Genomic DNA, 18,988 nt, shown 5'->3' on the forward strand with positions numbered 1-18,988 from the left:
TTCAGGCGTCGAGGTTCAGCAGGTACGTCGGGTTGTCGCGGACCATCCGCCGCAGGTCCTTCTCCGGCAGGCCGAGGTCGAGCAGCGCTTCGCCGACGCGCAGCCACGCGTCGACCGGCTTCGGGTTCGCCTTCTGGCCGAAGTCCGACGCCAGCACCGTGTGCTCCGGCCCGAGCGCCTCGATCCAGGTCAGCAGGTTCTTCGGGTCCCACTTCTGGGTGCCCTCGGGGTCGTACATGCCGACCTCGTGCTCGATGAACGCGCCGAGCTCGATCAGCTCGCGGCACAACGCCGGGTCGGCGCCGATCACGAAGTCGGGGTGGCTGACGACCATCCGCTTCATGCCTCGCTCGTGCGCCTCCTGGAACAGCGTCTTGATGTACTCGGGGTACATGTGCCCGCCGTTGAGGACGGCCTGCTGCTCCTTGATCTCGTCGAGGATCTCGAGCGCCTCGGGCTTGAGCGCGCCTTCGCCGTCGACGATGTCGATGCGCTCCAGCGTCAGCGGGACGGTCGTGGTCGGGAAGGCGCCGTCCTCGGGGTGGCAGTCGATGTGCCGGCCGGAGGAGATGGTCGGGAACCAGACGACCTTGCCGCCCATCCGCAGGGTCATCCGCACGGCATGCACGTTGAGCCCGCCGACGGTGCTGTTGAGCGCGATCCCGCCGAAGGCCTGCGCCTTGACGTCGGCGAGGCGGCCCTTCATCGCGAGGATGTCCATCTGCGTGTTGTGGTGGTGGGACTTCGCGACCATGGCGCGCATCCCGATCCGGGCGCCGTCCTGCGCGGCCTCGACGTGGTCGAAGCGCCGGGGGAACGGGCTCGGGCCGGAGTGGACGTGCATGTCGACCAGGCCGTCCAGGACGGCGGCGATGGCGGGGCTCATCAGCGTGCCTCTCGTTCGCATTATGAAGTCAAAGTTCACTATAAGACCGGCTGTCAACCCTGTGACCGCTCTTGTGTTCACGGTTGGCGGTATTTAGAGTGTCTGACGTTCGCTTCGTGAACACTAGGTTCGAAAACGGAGGACACCGATGTCCACACCGCCCGACGCCGCGGAGGCGGCCGTTCGCCCCGGCACCCCGCACGGCCCGGACCCCGCGAAGGTGCGCGCCGCGGTCCGCGGCGGAACGCTCGCCTACTTCGTCGACCAGTTCGACATCTACCTGCCGATCGTCGTGCTGGCACCGGCCACCGCGTACTTCCAGGCCGCGAACCTCAGCGCGAGCACGACGGCCCTGCTGGCGTCCCTGGTGTTCGCCTCGACGCTGATCGGCCGCCCGCTCGGCGCGATCATCTTCGGCCACTTCGCCGACACGGTCGGCCGCAAGCGCACGACGCTCGTCGCGGTCGGTGGCTTCGGCACCATCACGCTGCTGACCGCGTGCCTGCCCGGGCACGAGACGATCGGGATGTGGTCGGTCGGCACGCTCATCGCGTTGCGGTTCGTCGACGGGATCTTCCTCGGCGGCGAGTACACGACCGCGGTCCCGCTGGCGATGGAGTGGAGCCCGAAGCACAAGCGCGGTCTCTACGCCTCGATCATCACGTCGACCTCGCCCGCGGCGTACGCGGTGATCGCCGCGATCACCCTGCTGATGCTGCAGTTGCTGCCCGCCGCCGGCCTGCACAGCGCGTACGTGCAGTGGGGCTGGCGGATCCCGTTCTTCGTCGGCGCGCTGCTGGCCGCGGTGCTGTTCCGCTACTACCTCAAGCAGGTCCACGAACCCCCGGCCCAGCTGACCGGCGAAAAGCACAAGCTCCCGTTCGTCCGGCTGCTGAAGAAGTACCCGCGGGCGCTGGGCCAGGTGTTCATCCTGATGACCGGCACGTGGCTCGCGACCAACATGGAAGCCGCCGTGACGCCGGCGCAGCTGAAGGCGCACCTGGAGCTGTCCAGCAAAGAGGTCACGCTGACGATGCTGGTGATCAACGCGTCCGCCGCGCTGTCGTACCCGCTGTTCGGCATGCTGTCCCAGCGCATCGGGCGACGGCGGTTCTACATCGGCTACGGCTTCTCGATGGTCGTGCTCGGTGCGGGTTCGTACACCCTGCTGATGGCTTCGGACGGCGGTTTCGGCGCGGCGCTCGGCTTCGGCGTGCTGATCGGCGTGTTCACGGTCGGTACGTTCGGCCCGATCGCGGCCTACCTGACCGAACGGTTCCCGGCGAGCATCCGGTCGACCGGCTACGGCGTCGGCTACAGCCTGGCGCTGATCGCCCCGGCGTTCTACCAGTTCTACCTGCAGCAGTTCGACGGGTTCATGCCCGCGCACCTGGCGCCTGGTGTCCTGATCGTCGTCGCCGGCCTGCTGATCAGCCTCGGCGGCTTCCTCGGCCCGGAGACGAAGGACGTCGACATGTCCGATGACAGCACGATTCCCAAACTGTCCTGAATGGATGTCGCAGGCCTCGCCACCGCCAACCCGGTGTGGGTCGGCTCGTCCGAGCTGACCATGACCCTCGAGGGGATCACCGCGTGCGTCGACGCGGGCGCCGGGGCGGTGGTGGCGAAGTCGGTGAACGAAAGCGCCGCCGCGCGGGAGCAGCTGGCCATCGCGGACTACGCCTTCGTTTCGACCGACGGCGAGGTGCGGCCACCGGGCGCGGGCCGGCCGGGTGACGGGCTGCTCAACCGGTCCGGGCTCGCGGCCGTGGACCTCGACGACTGGCTGGCGATGCTGGCCTCCGCCGTTTCCCACGGCGCCGCAAGGGGGTGCCCGGTGATCGGGAGCATCACCCTGGGCGCGCCGGCGGCGGCCGCGCGGATCGGGCGTGCGCTGGCTTCGGTCGTCCCGGCGGTCGAGCTGAACATCGGCGCCCCGCACGGCCGTGAGGCCCGCGCGGTGCGGCAACTGACCGAAGTGGACGGTGTGGCCGACGCGGTGCGGACCGTGCGGGCCGCCGTCGACGTCCCGCTGTTCGTGAAGCTGCCGGGCCAGGCGTCGGACGTCGTCGCGCTGGCCCGCGCGGCTCGTTCGGGCGGCGCGGACGCCGTCGGCCTGGTCGGCCGCTACCCGGGCTTCCTGCCGGATCTCGACGGCGGTTCGGTACTGGGCTCGTGGGGCGCGTGGAGCTCACCCGGGTGCCTGCCGATGAGCCTTTACTGGGTGGGCAAGGCTTTCCAGCAGCTCGACGTACCCTTGATCGGGACAAACGGCGCCCGCACCCCGGCCGACGTCCTGCGGTTCCTCGCCGCCGGCGCCCGCGCGGTCGAAGTCGTGACGGCGTTGTGGACCGGCGGTCCCGCGGTGCTCCGGGAGCTGGTCGACGGCGTTTCCGGGGTCCCCGACGACTTCGTCGGCAGCGCGCTGGCCGGGACGCGCGAGTACGCGGACGTCGCGCCGCTGCCGTCGCCGGCGTGGCTGCCCTACACCGCGCGCTGGAGGTCGTCGGGCCGGTAGTGCCCGCCCAGCTCTTGGGTGAGCTCGCGCGCGGTGTCGACCACGACCCGCAGCTCGGGCGTGTCGTCGCCCATCGAGAGCGTGTTGTCCGGCCCCACGATCGCGATCGTCGCGCAGATGCCGTACTCGTCGAAGACCGGCGCCGCCACGGCCACTATCCCGGGCGTGCTCATCGCCGAGCAGTGCCCGACCGCGCGGACCCGGTCGACGTCGGCGCGCAGCTCGTCGCGGGCGGTGCCGGACAGGTTGCCGATCAGGCGTTCCATCGACAGCTGGTCGGCGTGGTAGGCGAGGAAGACCTTGCTCTGCGCGGTGTCCAGCGGCAGGTGGCTGCCCACCCGCACGGACACGATGACGATCGTCGAGGCGTTTTCCTCGACCCGCGACACGACCGGGCCGGTGAGGCCCCACAGGCTCAGCACGACGCTCGTCTGCGTGGCCCGGGAGAGCGCCTGCATGTGCCGCGGCGCGAGGTTGACCACGCGGCGGTGCCCGATGGCGAACGCGCCGAGCTGCAGCAGCAGCCCGCCGGGCACGTACCCGCCTTCGTTGCTGCGCTCGAGCAGGCCGGCCGCGACCAGGGACGTGCAGTACCGGTACGCCGTCGTGCGGTTGAGGCCGAGGCGCTCGGCGACCTCGGCCGCGGTGACCTCGGGCGTCGCCGGGTCGAACAGCGACAGGATCTGGCTGACCCGGCTCACCGCCTGGATGTCCGCCTGGTCGGCGCGGGTGTCCGGGGACCGCGTCGGTTTGGTCACGAGGGCCTCCGCCGAAAGTCTGGTACCGCTGTTCGAATAGTGAACACAGGCTACCGGACCGGCCAGGTCGCCGGTCCACGACAACTGGTCTGGCGGAGTTCACGGCGTTGCGCCCGGTGCGCAAGAAGTACTCGGGCGTCCTGGTGCGCCGGTCCCCGGCCGGCCGTCACGCTGGCCGGCCCAGCCGGTCCCGATGGAGAGGGTGGGGCCAGTCGACGGGCTTGATCCACTACCTCACGACGGTCCAGGACGAAGCCGACCGCACAACAGCGAGCAGCGAACGGACGCGATCACCCAAGGCCACCGCATCCGCTCGCCACACCGCTTCTCTGTCCACACCCCGAGATTACCGACGTTCGAACGTCAGTTCACCACTCGAAAGGGCGATCATCAAGCCAGTCCGACATACAAGAAGGCCAACACGGAACCAGGCCCGACGAGCACGCAAATCCCCACCCCGCCAAGCAAAGGCGAGTCATCGAGGAACATCTTGACCATCAGGCCAACAGAAAAAACAACGGCCACAACAAGAAGAGCCAACACGGCAACAGACATCGAGAAAGAGTCCTTCGGGCAGCAGTGAGCACGGCAACCGGAAGAAACCGGCGCCGAGAGAACAGGATTCAGCTCACGAAGGACGGCGGAGCACGCGTAGACCGCGAGGTCGGCACCGGGAAAACCCGAAGCGCCGAACCAGCCGAGAAGAACCCCACCCACCGCAACGGCGAAGGAAGCTCGAGCGAAGAAGGAACCTCAGCCCAGGGAACGGACCCCGAAGCCACCTGCCGGGACGAAACGACGTCGTGCGGCTGCGCGGTGGCCACCGCCGGGCCGTCGAAGGACGACGACCCCGCCTGGACAGCCGGCGCCCCGGTGAAGAACAGCAGGACGGCAAGCAGCAACCCGAGGCGGTGCCGCCGCCTCGGGTTGCCGGGTTGTCCGAATCGTCCGATGTGGTCAGGCTACCTCAGCCACCGCCGTACGTGGCCTGGGTGACCGCGAAGACGTTGCGGTTGCCCGCGCCCTCCTGCAGGGACCACAGCAGGTCGGCGGCGGTGTCGTCCTCCCAGTAGGACAGGCTCTCGCCGCTGCCCACCCACGCGAACGTCGACGCGCCCGCCGAAGGCGTCCAGTAGTACAGCTGCTTCGAGCCCGACGAGTTGAACCACCAGCGCCCGTTGTGCGACGCCACCCCGTTCAGCTTGTACCACGGCAGCTGCAACGCCTGGCTCGCCGTCGTCGTGGCGGCGAACACCCCCGATGACGCGAACGGGTAGCGGATCGCCCGCGGGGCGCGGTTCGAATAGTCCGTGCAGCCGGACGAGCAGGTGTACTCCGTCATCACGATCGACTTGCTCACCCGGTCCAGGGAGATCGACGACCACGCGAGGTTCGTGCCGGACGTCGTCTTCGACGTGATCGTGCCCACCTGCGGCAGGACGTACGCGTAGTTGTGGGCGTAGTACGTGCTGCCGCTCTGGTGCCCGATCTGGTCGGCCGTGCCGCCGGTGTCGGTCTTGAGGATCTTCCGCATGTCGAAGACCCGCATGCCCTTGCCGGTGTCGGCGACGTACAGGTAGTCGCCGTACCAGGACACGCCGCCGGCGTGGATCGGGATGTCCTTGAAGTCCGGGTCCGCCGCCGTGCCGGTCGGCTCGACCAGCAGGACCTTGCGGTACTTGTTCGGATACGTGGCGTCCCAGTCGACCAGGGTGATCCGGCTGCGCGCCTGGGCGCCGTCGCAGCCGTCCTTCGTGTACCAGCTGACCACGACGAGCTGGTGCCCGTCGTAGTTGCCGCTGTTGGCCGTGCCGACCGCGTCCCGGCTGGTCGTGATGCCCTGCGGGTAGTTCGCGCAGTCGGAGTTGTCGCCGCTGTCGAACCGGAACCCGGTCGACAGCCCGGCGACGGAGAACGACGACGGCAGCGCCGTGCGGTCGTGGTTCGCGTTGTCCATGACCGTGTGGACGGCCGCCGTGCCCAGCGTCGAGACGAGCGCCGAGTTGACGGTGTCGAACTGGTTGTAGTTCGCGGTCAGGGTGTACTGCGAGGCGGGCAGGGTGGTCGGCCCGGCCGCGGCGAGGGCGGCGGAAGGCGCGGCGACCAGGCTCGCGAGGACACCTGCCCCCACGGCGGCGTTCAGTAGTCGGTGGCGCAATGACATGAGACCCCCAGTAGTCCGATCAATGCCCGGTACACGCTAGAACCGGGCGGGGTGAATGGGCAACAGCTTCTCGGTGAAAAAGGGAAGATCTTTTCGTGACGTCTCACATTGAGACCTGCGGGGCCGGGGTGCCGTGCTGTGATCACAGCCATGGAGTCCGAACCCGACCCCGACGAGCACCGGATGTGCTTCGAGCGCGCCCTGGTGCCCGCCGGGTGGCAGATCGATTTCGACGACGCCGGCGCGACTACCAGCTCGACGGAACGTAGGCCCAGCCGAGGTAGTCGGAGCGCTGCGCGTACGTGCTCGTCTGGTACACCGACGGGCCGGTGCTGATCGCGACGCCGCCGCCGAGCGCGAGCATGATGTGCCCGTTGCTGGTCGTGCTGGTGAAGAACACGGCCGTGCCGGCCGGGGCGACCGAACCGGTGTGGATGCGGCCGTTGTTCTTCTGCCACTGGTAGTGCGTGGTGGCCGACGCGAACCGGCCGCTGGTGCCGAAGGCGCGTTCGACGAACAGCTCGCACTGGTTGTTCCAGTCCGTGTGGCCCAGGCGCGCCTTGGCGAACGCGATCGCGCTGTCGGCGCGCGGGTCCGCCGGGTACGCCGTGCCGCCCGCCTTGAGGCCGTCGGTGTCGCAGTGCGGGACACCGCTGACGAAGCCCTCGGTCCCGGTCTTGACGAACTCGTCCGGCACCCACAGGTTGTCGCTGGTGAAGTCCCAGATCTCGTCCGACGCGGTGGCCTGGCAGACCACCGGCACCGACGCGCCGGCCGGGTACTTGTCCGCCACGCTGCCCGCCGCGTCCGCCGCGTCGCCCTTGTGCGCGCGGCCGTTGAGGTCGGCCTTGGCCGGGTAGGAGTGCGGGGTGGTGCACTGCGGGGCGACCATCGACGTCGAGCCGGTCTTGACGTAGGCGTCCGGCACCCACAGGCCGTCGGTGGTCAGGTCCCAGATGCTGCTGCCGCCGTACGCCGGGCCGGTGTCCTGGCACGCCAGCGCCACCGAGGTGCCCGCCGGGTACATGTTCGCGATGCGCTGCTTGCCGACCGCGACGTCCGGGTCCTTGACGGTCCGACCGTCCACTGTGGTCGTTACGGGGTAGGTCGACGCGGCCTGGGCCGCGGGCGCCGCCAACCCGGTCAGCGCGACGCCGAGGCCGATCGTGGCCACCGCCGCCTTGAGTGTGGTTTTCACTTTTCCTCCATCGGGATGTCCGGCGATCGTCGGCGGCCGCCGTACAAGAGCCGTACAAGCCCGCCGGGCGGCCTAGTACTTTCCGCCTATCCCGGACTCCCCGAAGATCGGATGTGCGGGCGCTCGCGATCGGCGATCTTTGATGCGGAAACCCCCGACGTGAGGAGAGAACCCATGCATCCGGCCGCCCTGATCGAAGGCCACGAACAAACCTGGTCGTGGCTGGTGCTCGGCCTAACCGGGGCCGTCCTGCTCGCCTTCGCCGTGCTGTTCCTGGCCGCGCTGGTCAGCATCCTCGGCTCGCGGCTCACCGGCGGTATGAAGCTCGTCTGGGTGATCTTCGCCTTCTGCGCGCCGTTCCTGGGCAGCCTGCTGTGGTTCGCGGTCGGCCGTCGCGACGCCTACCTCCCGGCCCGCCGGTGATCGTCGCGGACGGGCTCGCGAAGACCTACCGCGGCGGCGCCGGCGTCGAAGACCTGTCCTTCACCGTCCGGCCCGGCGTGGTGACCGGCTTCCTGGGGCCCGACGGCGCCGGCAAGTCGACGACCATCCGGCTGATGCTCGGCCTGACCCGCGGCCGCGGCCGCACCACGTTCGGCGGCCGGGTCTACGCGGACGTCCCCGGTCCACTGCGGACGGTCGGCGTGCTCACCGACGCCGCCGCCGTGCACCCCGCCCGGCCGGCCGCCGCGCACCTGCGGATGGTCGCCGCGGGCGGCGGTCTGCCGGCCCGGCGCGTCCGGGAGGTCCTCGCGGCCGTCGGTCTCGAGTCCGTCGCGCGCCGGCCCGTCGGCCGGTTCAGCCTCGGCATGAAGCAGCGGCTCGGCCTGGCCACGGCGCTGCTCGGCGACCCGGAGTACCTGATCCTCGACGAGCCGGCCACCGGGCTCGACCCCGAAGGCGTGCGGTGGATCCGCGACCTGCTGCGGCGGCTGGCGGGGGAGGGGCGCACGATCCTCGCGTCGTCGCACCTGCTGGCCGAGATGTCGCTGCTCGCCGACGATCTGATCGTGATCGGCGCCGGCCGGCTCGTTTCGGCCGGGCCGCTGGAGGAGTTCGTCCGGCGGCACGCGCGGGCCGACGTCGTGGTGCGCGCCGATCAGCCCAGTGCCTTGATGGTCGCGCTGGCCCGCGACGGGCTGCGGGTGCGGCAGGAAGCCGCCGAAGTGGTCGTCGAGACGGCCGACCCCGAGCGCGTGGCGGCGGTCGCCGGCCGGGCGGGCGTCGCGGTGCGGGAGCTGTTCGTTCGGCGCAGCGGGCTGGAGGACGCCTTCCTCGCCGCGACCGCGGCCGCTGTCCGGCACCGGGGGGAACTGCCGTGAAGCACGCGCTGGCCTACGAATGGGTGCGGGCCCGCTCGCTGCGTTCGACGTGGCTGCTGCTGGCGGGCGCGGGGGTGCTGCAGTTCGCGTCGGGGCTGTACTGGGGCCTCAACCGCGACCTCGACGCGTTCACCTCGGCGTTCGTACTGGTCGACCGGCTCGGCGCCCTGCTGGTCGCGGCGGTCGGGATCGCCGCGTTCGGGCTCGACCACCAGCACGGCACCCTCGCGACGACCCGGCTGGTGCTGCGCTCGCCGGCCCGGATCGTCGCCGCGCGAGCCCTGGTCACCGCCGGGCTCGCGCTGCTGGGCGGGGTGCTGATGGTGGTGCTGACCGCCGCCGGGGTGCTCACCGGCGGAGGCGCCCTGCCTGCCGGCGCGGGGGCGGCAGGCAGGGCGGGGGCCGCGGTGCTGCCGCTGACCGTCCTGTCCGGACTAGCCGGCGTCGCGCTCGGCGGGCTGCTGCGGCACCCCGGGCTCGCCGTCGGCGCGTTCGCGGTGTGGACGTTCGTGGCCGAGACGACGCTGGCCGCGCTCGGCCGCGTGCCGGTGACCGCGCTGCCCGTCAGCGGCACGGCGCTGTTCGCGCTGCCGGGGATCGCGGTGTTCGCCGTCCTGGTCGTCGTCGCGTTGGTCGCGACGACGTTCACCCTGGCTCGCCGTGACGATTGAACCGGCCCGCCTTAACCTGTACGCGATGAAGCGAAGGTTGAGCTGGTGGGACGGCCGCGTCGTCCTGCTCGCGCTCGACGTCGCGGTGGCCGCGGCGGTGATCGCGGTGACGCTGACCGGCGGCGACCCGCGGGACCCGCACCCGGCGTTCTACGTGCCCGCGGTGTTCATCTCGGGGATCGCGCTGCTGGCGCGGCGGCGGTGGCCGTTCCTGGTGCTGCTGGTCGCCGTGGCGTGCCTGCCGGCCGGGGTGACGCTGCTGCCGCTGATGGTGGCGCAGTACTCGGTCGCGGCCCGGCACGGCGTCCACTGGGTGACCGGGCTCGGGGTCGTCGTCGCCGTGCTCGCCGGGAAAGTGGTGCCGGCGCTGAGCGCACCGGAGAGCTTCACCCAGGTCGTGATCGTGCTGGGGTTCTTCGTGCTCGGCCCGGTGCTCGCGGGGCTGTGGATGCACCAGCGCGCGGCGCTGCTGGCCGTGCTGCGGGACCGCGCGGACGAGGCCGAGCGGACCCGGACGCTGCTGGCCGACCAGGCCGTCTTCGCCGAGCGGCGGCGGATCGCGCGCGAGATGCACGACGTCGTCGCGCACCGGGTCACGGCGGTCGCGCTGCAGGCCGGCGCGCTGTCGCTGCGGGCGCCGGACGAGCGGACCGAACAGGCCGCAGAGACGATCCGGGCCACCAGCGCGACGGCGCTCGACGAGCTGCGCGCCGTCCTGCGCGTGCTGCGCGACGACGCCCCGGACCCGGGTCCCGGTGTGCTCGCATCGCTCGAAGACCTGGTCGCCGAGGTCGCCGCGACCGGCGCGCGGGTCGAGCTGACGCTGCCGGACCCGCTGCCCGCGGTGCCCGACCAGGTCGGCCGGGCCGTCTACCGGGTGGTGCAGGAGTCGTTGACCAACGCGGGGAAGCACGCGCCGCACGCGGCCGTCGACGTCCGGCTCGCCGTCACCGGGGAGCGGCTGGCGGTCGAGGTGACCAACCGGCTGACCCCGCACGGCAGCGCCGTCCCCGGGTCCGGCTACGGCCTGGTGGGCATGCGCGAACGCGTCGAGCTGGCCGGGGGCGACCTGCGCACCGGCCCGACGGGCGACGGCCGGTTCCGGGTCTTCGCGCGCTTTTCAGTAGGCTCGCCGGTCGGGGAGGGCGAGTGACGGTCAAGGTCGTGCTGCTGGAGGACGAGGAGCTGGTCCGCAGCGGCATCCGGATGATCCTCGAGTCCGCCGGCGACGTCGAGGTGGTCGCCGAGGACACGAACGGCGCGCGGGCGGTGGAGCTGACCGACCGGTTCCGGCCGGACGTCGTGCTGACCGACGTCCAGATGCCCAAGGTGGACGGCATCGAGGTGGTCAAGCGGCTGGCCGCGCACCCGGCGGCGCCCGCGGTGGTGGTGCTGACGACGTTCGACGTGGACGAGTACGTCTACGCGGCGTTGCGCCACGGCGCGGCGGGCTTCTTGCTGAAGGACACCCCGCCGCGCGAGCTGGTCAACGCGGTGCGCGTCGCGGCCCGCGGCGAGGCGATGCTGTCGCCGAAGATCACGAAGCGGTTGTTGACGGATTTCGCTTCCGGGGGCGGGAGTGCGCAGGCCCGGACGCGGCTGGCGGAGCTGACGCCGCGGGAGCACGACGTGGCCGTCCACATCGGACGCGGGCTGAGCAACGCGGAGATCGCCCGCGCGCTGGTCGTGAGCGAGTCGACCGTGAAGGTCCACATCGGACACATCATGGCCAAGCTGGCGGCGGCGAACCGCACCCAGGTGGCGCTGGTGGTCCACGACGCCGGCCTCACCTGACCCGCCGGCAGCCGTCTTGAATGAGTCATTCAAGACCCCGGAGGTCCTGAACGACTCATTCAAGACCTCGGGGCCGGCGCCGAGGCTCGCCGCTCGAGGATCTTCAGGCACTGTTCGCCCCAGCGGAGGTTCTCCCGCTCGAACGCCAGCCCCCGCATGAGCGTCAGGTAAGGCCCGATCCGCTCGGTCTCCGCCAGGTAGTCGTCCTCGAAGCGGCCGTCCAGCAGACCCGCCCGCAGGCGCTCGTAGCGGGCGATCTTCGCCTCCGCACGGGTCATCCGCTCCGCCAGCGCGCGGCGGACCGCCTCCGCGTCGCCGGCGTCGACCGCCTGGACCTGGACGAGCAGCTCGTCGCGGATGACGCCCGGGCGTGGGGCGCGCGCGGTGAACTCGTGGAGGGCTTGGTGGCCCGCCTCCGTCAGCGCGTACAGGCGCTTGTCCGGGCGTTTCTCCTGGTGGACCACGCGGGCGCGGACCAGGCCGGCCGCCGCCATCGCGTCCAGTTCGCGGTAGAGCTGCTGGGGCGTCGCCGGCCAGAAGTTCGCCACCGACGCGTCGAACACCTTCGCCAGGTCGTAGCCCGAGGCTTCGCCCTCCAGCAGCGCCGCCATCAGCGCGTTGCGCAGCGACCTACTCACCTAGTTGAGTGCCTCGCGCTGGATCTGCTCGAACTGCGCCGCCATTGCTTCCGACAACGCCTGCGCGGCCGACAGCGGTCGGACCATCACCGTGAACTCGTCGATCAGGCCGTCGTCGTCGAAGTGCAGGAAGTCGCAGCCCTCGACCCGCGCGTCCCCGATCCGCGCTTCGAAGACGAGCGCGTGGTCGCGGCCTTCACCGCCGCCGAGCTCGCGCACGTACCGGAAGTCCTCGAACACCCGCAGCACGCCGCGCAGGATGGCGGCCGTGATCGCCTTGCCCGGGTAGGGCTTGAACGCCACCGGGCTCCGGAACACGACGTTCTCCGCCAGTGTCGCGGCCATGGCGTCGGGGTCACGGGCCTCGACGGCCTTCCGGAAGCTGGTCATGCAGCACCTCACGTAGTCAAAAAGTTTAGTAGCAGCGTACCCCGCCAGTGACCGCTCGGCGACCCACAGCCTCACCACAGCCGCGGCACAGGGCCGGGCGCCACCTTGGTTCAAGGCCGGCCCAGGCGACCGTCAACCGGCCTTTACCCCCGAACCCGACTGCGGAAGGACACCCATGGACCACGACCACGAGGGACAACGCGTCAGCAGGCGAAGGCTGCTCACCGGGGTGAGCTCGGTCGGCCTGGGCGCGCTCGTCACGGCGTGCGCGGGCAAGAGCCCGGTCACGACGTCCACCGGTGAGACGGTCGCCCTGCAGGCGGTCACCGACGCGGACCTCACCGCGTTGTTCGCCGGCGCGCGGACGTGCACGCTCACCGCCGCCACCACGCAGGGCCCGTACTACTTCGACGCGGACAAGATCCGCAGCGACGTCCGCGAGGACAAGCAGGGCGCGAAGCTGCGGCTCGCCCTGCAGGTGCAGGACAGCGAGACGTGCAAGCCGATCCCGCACGCGGTGGTCGAGATCTGGCACTGCGACGCGGGCGGCCTGTACTCGGGCGCGGAAGCGGCGTCCGGCGGCGGTGGCACCCCGCCCACCGGCCCGCCGCCGACCGGGACCCCGCCCACCGGCACCCCGCCACCCGGCGGCGACCAGGACCTCGAACCCACCGACGACAAGCGCTACCTGCGCGGCGCCCAGGTCACCAACCAGCGCGGGGTCGTCGAGTTCACCACGGTCTGGCCGGGCTGGTACCGCGGCCGCACGGTCCACGTCCACGTGATGGTCCACGTGGGCAACGAAAAGACGCTCACGACGCAGCTGATGTTCGACGAGACGCTGAACTCTGAGGTCCTGGCGACGCAGCCGTACGCGCAGCGCACGGGCCGGGACACGTTCAACGACAACGATTCGATCTACCGGCCGAGTATGCTGCTGAAGGTCACCAAGGCCCGCGACGGGTACGTGGGCTGCATCGTGCTGAACGCCGACCCGGACCACGACGGCGGTTAGCGCGCGGGGCCGCACGGGTGGCGCGGGGCCACCCGTGCGGCCGGCGTCACGACCGCGCGAGCCAGTCGGCCAGCTTCGTCTCCCCGAGCCGCGCACCCGGCCCCGGCAGGAGGTCCTTCGCGCCCGGTACCGCGCCGAAGTACGGTGCCTTCGGGTCGGTGACGACCTCGCGCGGGTCCTGGCGGGCCGTCAACACCTTGCGGACCCACTCGTCGAGGCCCAGGACCTCCGGGCCGGCGATCTCGGTGATGCCGCCGACCGGCTGCCCGGCCGCCGTCCGGGCGACGGCCGCGGACACCTCGGCCGCCGCCATCGGCTGGACGCCCGCGCCCGGCAGGTGGACGACGCCGTCCGTGGTCGACGTGTCCGCGATCCCGCCCGCGAACTCGAAGAACTGCGTCGCGCGCACGATCGAGAACGGCAGCCCCGACTCGGTGATCAGCCGCTCCTGCGCGACCTTCGCGCGGAAGTACCCGACGTCCGGCTGGCGGTCGGTGCCCACCACCGACAGCGCGACGTAGTGCGTGACGCCGGCCTCCTTCGCCGCGGCGACGAGGTTCCCGGTCGACGTGCTGAAGAAGCGCATCACGTCGTCGTCGGCGAACGACGGCGAGTTCGACACGTCGATCACGACGTCCGCGCCCTGCAGCACCTCCTTCAGCCCTTCGCCGGTCAGCGTGTCCACACCGGTGCTGGGGGCGGCGGCGACCGCCTCGTGGCCGTGCTCGGCCAGCCGGGCGACCACGTTCGTGCCGATCAGGCCGGTTCCGCCGATGACGACGACCTTCATGTCCGTTCCTCCCGTTCGGCGCCCGCCCGGACGGCCCGGGAGGTGCGCACCAGCCAAGACAAGACAGCGCTTCCGGTTGTGACAGGCGGCTTGTCGACACGGGAGGAGCCGTATAACGCCCTACACGCTCGCGCGCCGGGGCTCGTACTGCGCCCGCAGGGCCTTCTTGTCCGGCTTCCCGAGCCCGGTCATCGGCAGCGACTCGGCGATGATCACCTGCTTCGGCACGTGCACGGGTCCCTTCCGCTCCCGCACCGACGCCTGGATCTCGCCCGTCAGCTTCTCGATCGCGGCGTCGTCGGCGGGCGCGTCGGACCGCAGCACCACCACCGCCGTCACCGCTTCGCCCCACTTCTCGTCCGGGGTGCCGATGACGCCGACCTGCGCGATCGCCGGGTGCTCGGCGACGACGTCCTCCACCTCGCGGGGGAACACGTTGAACCCGCCGGTCACGATCATGTCCTTGACGCGGTCGACGATGAACCAGAAGCCGTCCTCGTCCTCGCGGGCGACGTCGCCGGTGTGCAGCCAGCCGTCGCGGAACGTCTCCGCCGTCACCTCCGGCAGGTTCCAGTACCCGGCCGCCAGCAATGGGCCGGCGACGCAGATCTCGCCGGGTTCGCCGGGCGCCACGGGGTTGCCGTCGGCGTCGAGCAACGCCGTGCGCAGGAACGCCGACGGACGTCCGCACGAGGACAGCCGCGCGTCGTCGTGGTCGCCCTTGGCGAGGTAGCTGATCGCCATCGGCGCCTCGGACTGGCCGTAGTACTGCGCGAAGATCGGCCCGAACCGGTCGATCGCTTCGCGCAGGCGCACCGGGTTGATCGACGCGGCGCCGTAGTACACCGTCTGCAGCGACGACAGGTCGCGTGTGCGCGAGTCGGGGTGGTCCATCAGGGCGTAGAGCATCGTCGGCACCAGCATGGTGGCCGTGATCCGCTCCTCCTCGATGATCCGCAGGACGTCGGCGGGGTCGAACTTCGGCACGACGACCAGTGAGCCGCCCTTCAGCAGCGTCGGCGCGAAGAACGCCGCGCCCGCGTGGGAAAGCGGGGTGCAGATGAGGAACTTCGGCGCCTCCGGCCACTCCCACTCGGCGAGCTGGATCTGGGTCATCGTGGCCATCGCCTGCGCGGTGCCCATGACGCCCTTGGGCTTGCCGGTCGTCCCGCCGGTGTAGGTGATGGAGACGACCTGGTCCGGCGGCAGGACGGCGGGCCGCAGCGGGCCCGGCTCGAACTTCGCGGCGGTCGCGGTGAGGTCGTGCCCGACGTGGGCCAGCGGCTCGGGCACCGGCCCGATGGTGAGCACCTGCGTCAGGCCGGGGACCTTCTCGAGCAGGCCGAGCGCCCGCTCGACGAACATCGGCACCGGGTCGATGATCAGCGTGGTGATGCCGGCGTCGCCGAGGATGTAGGCGTGGTCGTCGAGCGAGCCCAGCGGGTGCAGCGCCGTCCGCCGCGAGCCCTGCAGCTGGCCGGCCGCGATGATGAGCAGGACCTCGGGGCGGTTCAGCGACAGCAGCGCCACCGCCGCGCCCGTGCCGGCGCCGAGCTCCTCGAAGGCCTGGGCGTACTGGCTGACCTGCTCGGCGGTCCCGGCGCCGGTCATCGTGGTCTCACCCAGCACCATCACCGGCGCGTCCCGGTGGCGCTTCAGGGCGGAGACGACCAGATGCCCGAGGTGGTTCGGATACCGCATCGCCGGTTCGCTCATCGAAGTCCCTTCCCCGCCGTCGAACTAGAACACGTTATAGTTCTATGCCCTGAGCGGTCGCGGCGCAAGGCTTGCGGGCGACGGCGGGGAAGGGAACAGGTTTCATCGGCCGGGGTCGGTCACGGGACGGGAGCGGCCTGGGCGCGGGCGACGGCTTCGTCGCGGTCGGCGGGGAGGAGGTAGCCGGCGCGAAGCGCCCGGTCCGCCGCGGCGGTGAACTTCGCGACGTATGTGGCGTGGTCCGGGTACAGCGCCCGGATCCGCGCCGCGGTGAACGGTGTCGTCGTGCCCAGCAGCAGGCACGCGCCCGGCACGTTGCCGCCGCTGTTGTTCGGGGCGTACGCGGCCACCGGGGCGTCGAAGTCGGGCAGGCGGATGCCGCCCACGGCGTTCTGATCGGCGTCACGGCGGATGAGCAGGCCCAGCAGCACCGAGATCGGCGGCGCGGTCGGCGGGGCCGCGCCGCCGCGGGCCCAGCGGTCCAGGTGCGCGAACGCCGCGTTTTCCGCGTACCGGAACGTCATGCTGTTCACCGGCTTGTCGCAGGTCGTGGGCGCGCCGTCGTTGATCGACCGGTCACGGGCGTTGGCCGCGTTGTAGAGGTCGAGCCCGTACTGGTCGGCGTGGGCCGTGCCGGCGACCTCCCACGTGCGGACGCGCGCGGTGTCCTGCCGGACCGAGTTCGAGGCGATGACGTCGGTTTCCGACTGCAGCACGAACACCGGCACGGTCAGGTCGGTGCGGATGCGCGCGGACAGCGGGCCGACGACGCCGTCGCCGATCGGGGCCGCGAGCGCCGCCCGGCCGTGGATCATCAGTCCGTCGTAGACCCCGCGCACCGGTTGAACAGCGTTCGCATAGGTGGTCAGCCGCAACGCGGACTGCGAGTGCCCGGTGCCCAGGACGACCGACGGCGCGCGGCCGCCCAGCACCTCCGGGTGCGCCCGGACTGCCTGTGCGGCCTGCGAAAACACGTCGTAGGAGAGCGTGTCGGAGCCGAGGTCCACGGCGCCGTACCGGGCCGGGTCGAGGCTCTTCAGCTTGTCCGCCCCGGCTTTCTGCGTCGTCACGCCGACGTAGGCGTAGCCCTCGCGGAGGAAGTGCTCGTACGACTGGGAGAAGTCGACCGGGATGTCGACGCCGAAGCTGACGTTGAGCCACTCGACCACGACCGTCCCGTTGAACCGCGCGGGATCGTCCGGCCGCACCACGACCATCCGCGTGGTGTACGGGTTCCCGGTGGTGGCGACGTGCGTGGCCCAGCGGCCGTCGGCGGTCCAGAGGCCGTCCTGGGCGTAGGTGTCGGCCTGTCCGGACAGCAGGTATTCCCGTTCGACGTACCCGTGGCCGGCGAGGTCGAGGACGCCTTCTGCGCCGCTGACCGGCCAGCCCTTGCCGGCGTTCGCCGGCACCGGCGTCACGGTTAGCGCGGGGGCGGCTGTGGCCACCCCGGTGGCCACGACGGCGGGGAGGAGCAAGGTCAGCAGCAGGCAGGCTGCTCTGCGCATTTCGGAGACCCTCCTGGTGGTGGACGTGGACCGTCCACAGTGGACAAGGATGCGGTGGCCACCGCCCTTCGTCTCTACCCGGGCGGCGGCGCCCGGGCAACGATGGGCGAAGGGGCCGGGACGAAACGGCGCCGGAGTGCTCAGTTACCTGACAACCCGGGGGTGCGGGACACTCACCACGGAAGAAAAAGGGCTTTCGGCGCCGAAACCTTGCGCCGGGCCTCTCGTTGGACGACTATCGCGGGACGTTCTGCACGTGCAAGCGCACGGGCGAGGGGGTGTGGGTGACCGAGGTGGCACCGGCGGTGGCCGGGACGACGGACGTCCCGAGCGACGCGGTCTTGATCCAGGCGGTGCGCGACGGGGATCCCGCCGCATACGGCCAGCTCTACGACCGGCACCTGGTCGCCGCCCGCCGGGTCGCGGCCGCGATCGCCTCGGGCGAAGCCGAACGAGAAGACCTGATCGCCGAAGGGTTCACCCGCGTACTGCGGATCCTGCGCGCCGGCGAGGGCCCGCACGAAGAATTCCGGCCCTACCTGCTCACGACGATCCGGAACACGATGATCAGCTGGCGCCGCCGCGACTCCGCGCTCTCGCTGGTCGCCGAGGTCCCGGACGTCCTGCCGAGTGAGGGCAGCGACGAGCCGGTGGACAGCCGGCTGCACGGCAGCGTCGCCGCGGGCGCGTTCGCGAGCCTGCCCGAGCGGTGGCGGGCGGTGCTGTGGCGCACCGAGATCGAGGGCGAGTCGCCCGCCCGCATCGCCGAAGACCTCGGGATGACGCCGAACAGCGTCGCCGCGCTGGCCTACCGCGCCCGGGAAGGGCTGCGGCAGGCCTACCTGGACCAGCACGTCCCCGAAGCCCGGCGCCGCAACTGCAAGATCGTCTCCGGCCAGCTCGCCCGGTGGGTGCGCGACGGCGTCGGCGACCACAAGAGCCACCGGATCACGACCCACCTGGACCGCTGCGCGGACTGCCGGAAGCTGGCGACCGGGCTCAAGGAGCTCAACGCCGAGCTGCCCGCCACCGTCGCCCCGCTGATCCTCGGCATCCCGGTCGTGACGCACTGGCTGACCACCGGCGGGACCGTCGCCTCGTCGGGGGCGGCCGCGAGCACCGGGGCCTCCGCGCTCTCGTGGGCCACCGCGGCGAAGGTGGCGGCGGCGAGCGCGGCGCTGGTGACGACGGTGACCATCGGCGCGAGCACCTCCGATGTCGCACCTCCGGCGACCGGCGCGGACGGCTCGACCACGCAGCCGGTGGGCACGGGACCCGCGCGGCCCGGGACGACCGGCGGCAACGGGGGGACCGCGGCCGCCGACCCGCAGCTCACGTCGGTTCCGGCCACCGCGTCCGGCGAACCGGCTGCCTCCGGGGACGGGGCCGCCGGGGAGTCCGAGGCGGCGCAGCAGAACGGCAACGCCGGGCAAGCGAACGAAAACGCCACGAAGGACAAGGAAGCGGCCAAAGAGTCGAGGCAGGCCGCCAAGGAGTCGAAGCAAGCGGCCAAAGAATCCACCAAAGCCGCGAAGGAGTCCGCCAAGGAATCGAAGAAGGCGGACAAGACGAAGAACCCCGAAGGCTGATCCGGCCCCCGCGCAGGGGGCCGGACCACCC

19 protein-coding genes are annotated in these 18,988 nt (G+C 71.4%); 9 read left to right on the forward strand and 10 right to left on the reverse strand.

Annotation, left to right across the window (positions count from 1 at the left end):
- Nucleotide 1 precedes the first annotated feature (1 nt).
- Complete coding sequence (locus ACERZO_RS20395) at nucleotides 2-886, reverse strand: DUF6282 family protein (protein ID WP_372666289.1); 885 nt, start codon at nucleotides 884-886, stop codon at nucleotides 2-4.
- Nucleotides 887-1,034: 148 nt separating this feature from the next.
- Here ACERZO_RS20395 and ACERZO_RS20400 point away from each other — a divergent pair, with 148 nt between their 5' ends.
- Nucleotides 1,035-2,396 (forward strand): MFS transporter, encoded by a 1,362-nt coding sequence (locus ACERZO_RS20400; protein ID WP_372666290.1) that lies wholly within the window; start codon nucleotides 1,035-1,037, stop codon nucleotides 2,394-2,396.
- Complete coding sequence (locus ACERZO_RS20405) at nucleotides 2,397-3,404, forward strand: dihydroorotate dehydrogenase (protein WP_372666291.1); 1,008 nt, start codon at nucleotides 2,397-2,399, stop codon at nucleotides 3,402-3,404. It abuts the gene before it with no gap.
- Here ACERZO_RS20405 and ACERZO_RS20410 read toward each other — a convergent pair.
- The 4 genes from ACERZO_RS20410 to ACERZO_RS20425 form a co-directional block, all read right to left on the reverse strand.
- Nucleotides 3,371-4,162, reverse strand: coding sequence for an IclR family transcriptional regulator (locus ACERZO_RS20410; protein ID WP_372666292.1), 792 nt, complete (start codon nucleotides 4,160-4,162; stop codon nucleotides 3,371-3,373). The two genes, ACERZO_RS20405 and ACERZO_RS20410, sit on opposite strands and share 34 nt — an antisense overlap.
- A gap of 390 nt (nucleotides 4,163-4,552) precedes the next feature.
- The gene (locus ACERZO_RS20415; protein WP_372666293.1) at nucleotides 4,553-4,717 is read right to left on the reverse strand and encodes a hypothetical protein; all 165 of its coding nucleotides are present in this window, start codon (nucleotides 4,715-4,717) and stop codon (nucleotides 4,553-4,555) included.
- A 412-nt stretch (nucleotides 4,718-5,129) separates the two neighbouring features.
- Nucleotides 5,130-6,293, reverse strand: coding sequence for a hypothetical protein (locus tag ACERZO_RS20420; protein WP_372666294.1), 1,164 nt, complete (start codon nucleotides 6,291-6,293; stop codon nucleotides 5,130-5,132).
- 280 nt (nucleotides 6,294-6,573) lie between these two features.
- Nucleotides 6,574-7,524: a hypothetical protein gene (locus tag ACERZO_RS20425; protein ID WP_372666295.1), complete on the reverse strand. Its 951-nt coding sequence runs from the start codon at nucleotides 7,522-7,524 to the stop codon at nucleotides 6,574-6,576.
- 174 nt (nucleotides 7,525-7,698) lie between these two features.
- On the opposite strand from ACERZO_RS20425, the gene ACERZO_RS20430 reads away from it, so the two are divergent.
- Genes ACERZO_RS20430 through ACERZO_RS20450 form a run of 5 tightly spaced genes read left to right on the forward strand, consistent with a single transcriptional unit; the run spans nucleotide 7,699 to nucleotide 11,311 of the window.
- Complete coding sequence (locus ACERZO_RS20430; RefSeq protein ID WP_372666296.1) at nucleotides 7,699-7,947, forward strand: PLD nuclease N-terminal domain-containing protein; 249 nt, start codon at nucleotides 7,699-7,701, stop codon at nucleotides 7,945-7,947.
- On the forward strand, nucleotides 7,944-8,846 hold the full coding sequence (locus tag ACERZO_RS20435) for an ABC transporter ATP-binding protein (protein WP_372666297.1): 903 nt from the start codon (nucleotides 7,944-7,946) through the stop codon (nucleotides 8,844-8,846). The genes ACERZO_RS20430 and ACERZO_RS20435 overlap by 4 nt, the downstream gene beginning before the upstream one ends.
- Entirely contained in the window at nucleotides 8,843-9,517 is a 675-nt protein-coding gene (locus ACERZO_RS20440) for a hypothetical protein (RefSeq protein WP_372666298.1), read from the forward strand. Before ACERZO_RS20435 ends, ACERZO_RS20440 begins: the two co-directional genes overlap by 4 nt.
- A 25-nt stretch (nucleotides 9,518-9,542) precedes the next feature.
- A complete protein-coding gene (locus ACERZO_RS20445) occupies nucleotides 9,543-10,670 on the forward strand; it encodes a sensor histidine kinase (protein ID WP_372666299.1) in 1,128 nt (375 codons plus the stop codon).
- The gene (locus ACERZO_RS20450) at nucleotides 10,667-11,311 is read left to right on the forward strand and encodes a response regulator (RefSeq protein ID WP_372666300.1); all 645 of its coding nucleotides are present in this window, start codon (nucleotides 10,667-10,669) and stop codon (nucleotides 11,309-11,311) included. Before ACERZO_RS20445 ends, ACERZO_RS20450 begins: the two co-directional genes overlap by 4 nt.
- A gap of 59 nt (nucleotides 11,312-11,370) precedes the next feature.
- Here ACERZO_RS20450 and ACERZO_RS20455 read toward each other — a convergent pair whose 3' ends face one another.
- Both ACERZO_RS20455 and ACERZO_RS20460 read right to left on the reverse strand, forming a co-directional pair.
- On the reverse strand, nucleotides 11,371-11,922 hold the full coding sequence (locus ACERZO_RS20455; protein WP_372666427.1) for a PadR family transcriptional regulator: 552 nt from the start codon (nucleotides 11,920-11,922) through the stop codon (nucleotides 11,371-11,373).
- Between the two features lie 27 nt (nucleotides 11,923-11,949).
- Entirely contained in the window at nucleotides 11,950-12,339 is a 390-nt protein-coding gene (locus ACERZO_RS20460) for a nuclear transport factor 2 family protein (protein WP_372666301.1), read from the reverse strand.
- Nucleotides 12,340-12,514: 175 nt separating this feature from the next.
- On the opposite strand from ACERZO_RS20460, the gene ACERZO_RS20465 reads away from it, so the two are divergent.
- Complete coding sequence (locus ACERZO_RS20465; protein ID WP_372666302.1) at nucleotides 12,515-13,354, forward strand: protocatechuate dioxygenase; 840 nt, start codon at nucleotides 12,515-12,517, stop codon at nucleotides 13,352-13,354.
- Nucleotides 13,355-13,400: 46 nt separating this feature from the next.
- On the opposite strand, the gene ACERZO_RS20470 is transcribed toward ACERZO_RS20465, so the two are convergent.
- The 3 genes from ACERZO_RS20470 to ACERZO_RS20480 form a co-directional block, all read right to left on the reverse strand.
- Nucleotides 13,401-14,144 carry an SDR family oxidoreductase gene (locus ACERZO_RS20470; protein WP_372666303.1) on the reverse strand — a complete coding sequence of 248 codons (744 nt, stop codon included), beginning with the start codon at nucleotides 14,142-14,144 and terminating at the stop codon, nucleotides 13,401-13,403.
- Nucleotides 14,145-14,264: 120 nt separating this feature from the next.
- Nucleotides 14,265-15,860 carry a fatty-acid--CoA ligase FadD8 gene (gene fadD8 / locus ACERZO_RS20475; protein ID WP_372666304.1) on the reverse strand — a complete coding sequence of 532 codons (1,596 nt, stop codon included), beginning with the start codon at nucleotides 15,858-15,860 and terminating at the stop codon, nucleotides 14,265-14,267.
- A gap of 119 nt (nucleotides 15,861-15,979) precedes the next feature.
- Nucleotides 15,980-17,368, reverse strand: coding sequence for an alpha/beta hydrolase domain-containing protein (locus ACERZO_RS20480; RefSeq protein ID WP_372666305.1), 1,389 nt, complete (start codon nucleotides 17,366-17,368; stop codon nucleotides 15,980-15,982).
- A gap of 284 nt (nucleotides 17,369-17,652) precedes the next feature.
- Here ACERZO_RS20480 and ACERZO_RS20485 point away from each other — a divergent pair, with 284 nt between their 5' ends.
- Nucleotides 17,653-18,957 (forward strand): RNA polymerase sigma factor, encoded by a 1,305-nt coding sequence (locus ACERZO_RS20485; RefSeq protein ID WP_372666306.1) that lies wholly within the window; start codon nucleotides 17,653-17,655, stop codon nucleotides 18,955-18,957.
- The last annotated feature ends 31 nt before the right edge of the window (nucleotides 18,958-18,988 follow it).

It is taken from the genome of Amycolatopsis kentuckyensis, from assembly GCF_041679295.1.
GTDB lineage: Bacteria > Actinomycetota > Actinomycetes > Mycobacteriales > Pseudonocardiaceae > Amycolatopsis > Amycolatopsis kentuckyensis_A.

What these genes read in the sequence shown, in the direction of transcription:
- ACERZO_RS20395 (WP_372666289.1), bottom strand. Translation starts at nt 886, where the DNA reads ATGAGCCCCGCCATCGCCGCCGTCCTGGACGGCCTGGTCGACATGCAC.
- ACERZO_RS20470 (WP_372666303.1), bottom strand. Translation starts at nt 14,144, where the DNA reads ATGAAGGTCGTCGTCATCGGCGGAACCGGCCTGATCGGCACGAACGTG.
- ACERZO_RS20465 (WP_372666302.1), top strand. Translation starts at nt 12,515, where the DNA reads ATGGACCACGACCACGAGGGACAACGCGTCAGCAGGCGAAGGCTGCTC.
- ACERZO_RS20430 (WP_372666296.1), top strand. Translation starts at nt 7,699, where the DNA reads ATGCATCCGGCCGCCCTGATCGAAGGCCACGAACAAACCTGGTCGTGG.
- ACERZO_RS20405 (WP_372666291.1), top strand. Translation starts at nt 2,397, where the DNA reads ATGGATGTCGCAGGCCTCGCCACCGCCAACCCGGTGTGGGTCGGCTCG.
- ACERZO_RS20480 (WP_372666305.1), bottom strand. Translation starts at nt 17,368, where the DNA reads ATGCGCAGAGCAGCCTGCCTGCTGCTGACCTTGCTCCTCCCCGCCGTC.
- ACERZO_RS20455 (WP_372666427.1), bottom strand. Translation starts at nt 11,922, where the DNA reads ATGGCGGCGCTGCTGGAGGGCGAAGCCTCGGGCTACGACCTGGCGAAG.
- ACERZO_RS20445 (WP_372666299.1), top strand. Translation starts at nt 9,543, where the DNA reads ATGAAGCGAAGGTTGAGCTGGTGGGACGGCCGCGTCGTCCTGCTCGCG.
- ACERZO_RS20415 (WP_372666293.1), bottom strand. Translation starts at nt 4,717, where the DNA reads ATGTCTGTTGCCGTGTTGGCTCTTCTTGTTGTGGCCGTTGTTTTTTCT.
- ACERZO_RS20400 (WP_372666290.1), top strand. Translation starts at nt 1,035, where the DNA reads ATGTCCACACCGCCCGACGCCGCGGAGGCGGCCGTTCGCCCCGGCACC.
- ACERZO_RS20460 (WP_372666301.1), bottom strand. Translation starts at nt 12,339, where the DNA reads ATGACCAGCTTCCGGAAGGCCGTCGAGGCCCGTGACCCCGACGCCATG.
- fadD8 (WP_372666304.1), bottom strand. Translation starts at nt 15,860, where the DNA reads ATGAGCGAACCGGCGATGCGGTATCCGAACCACCTCGGGCATCTGGTC.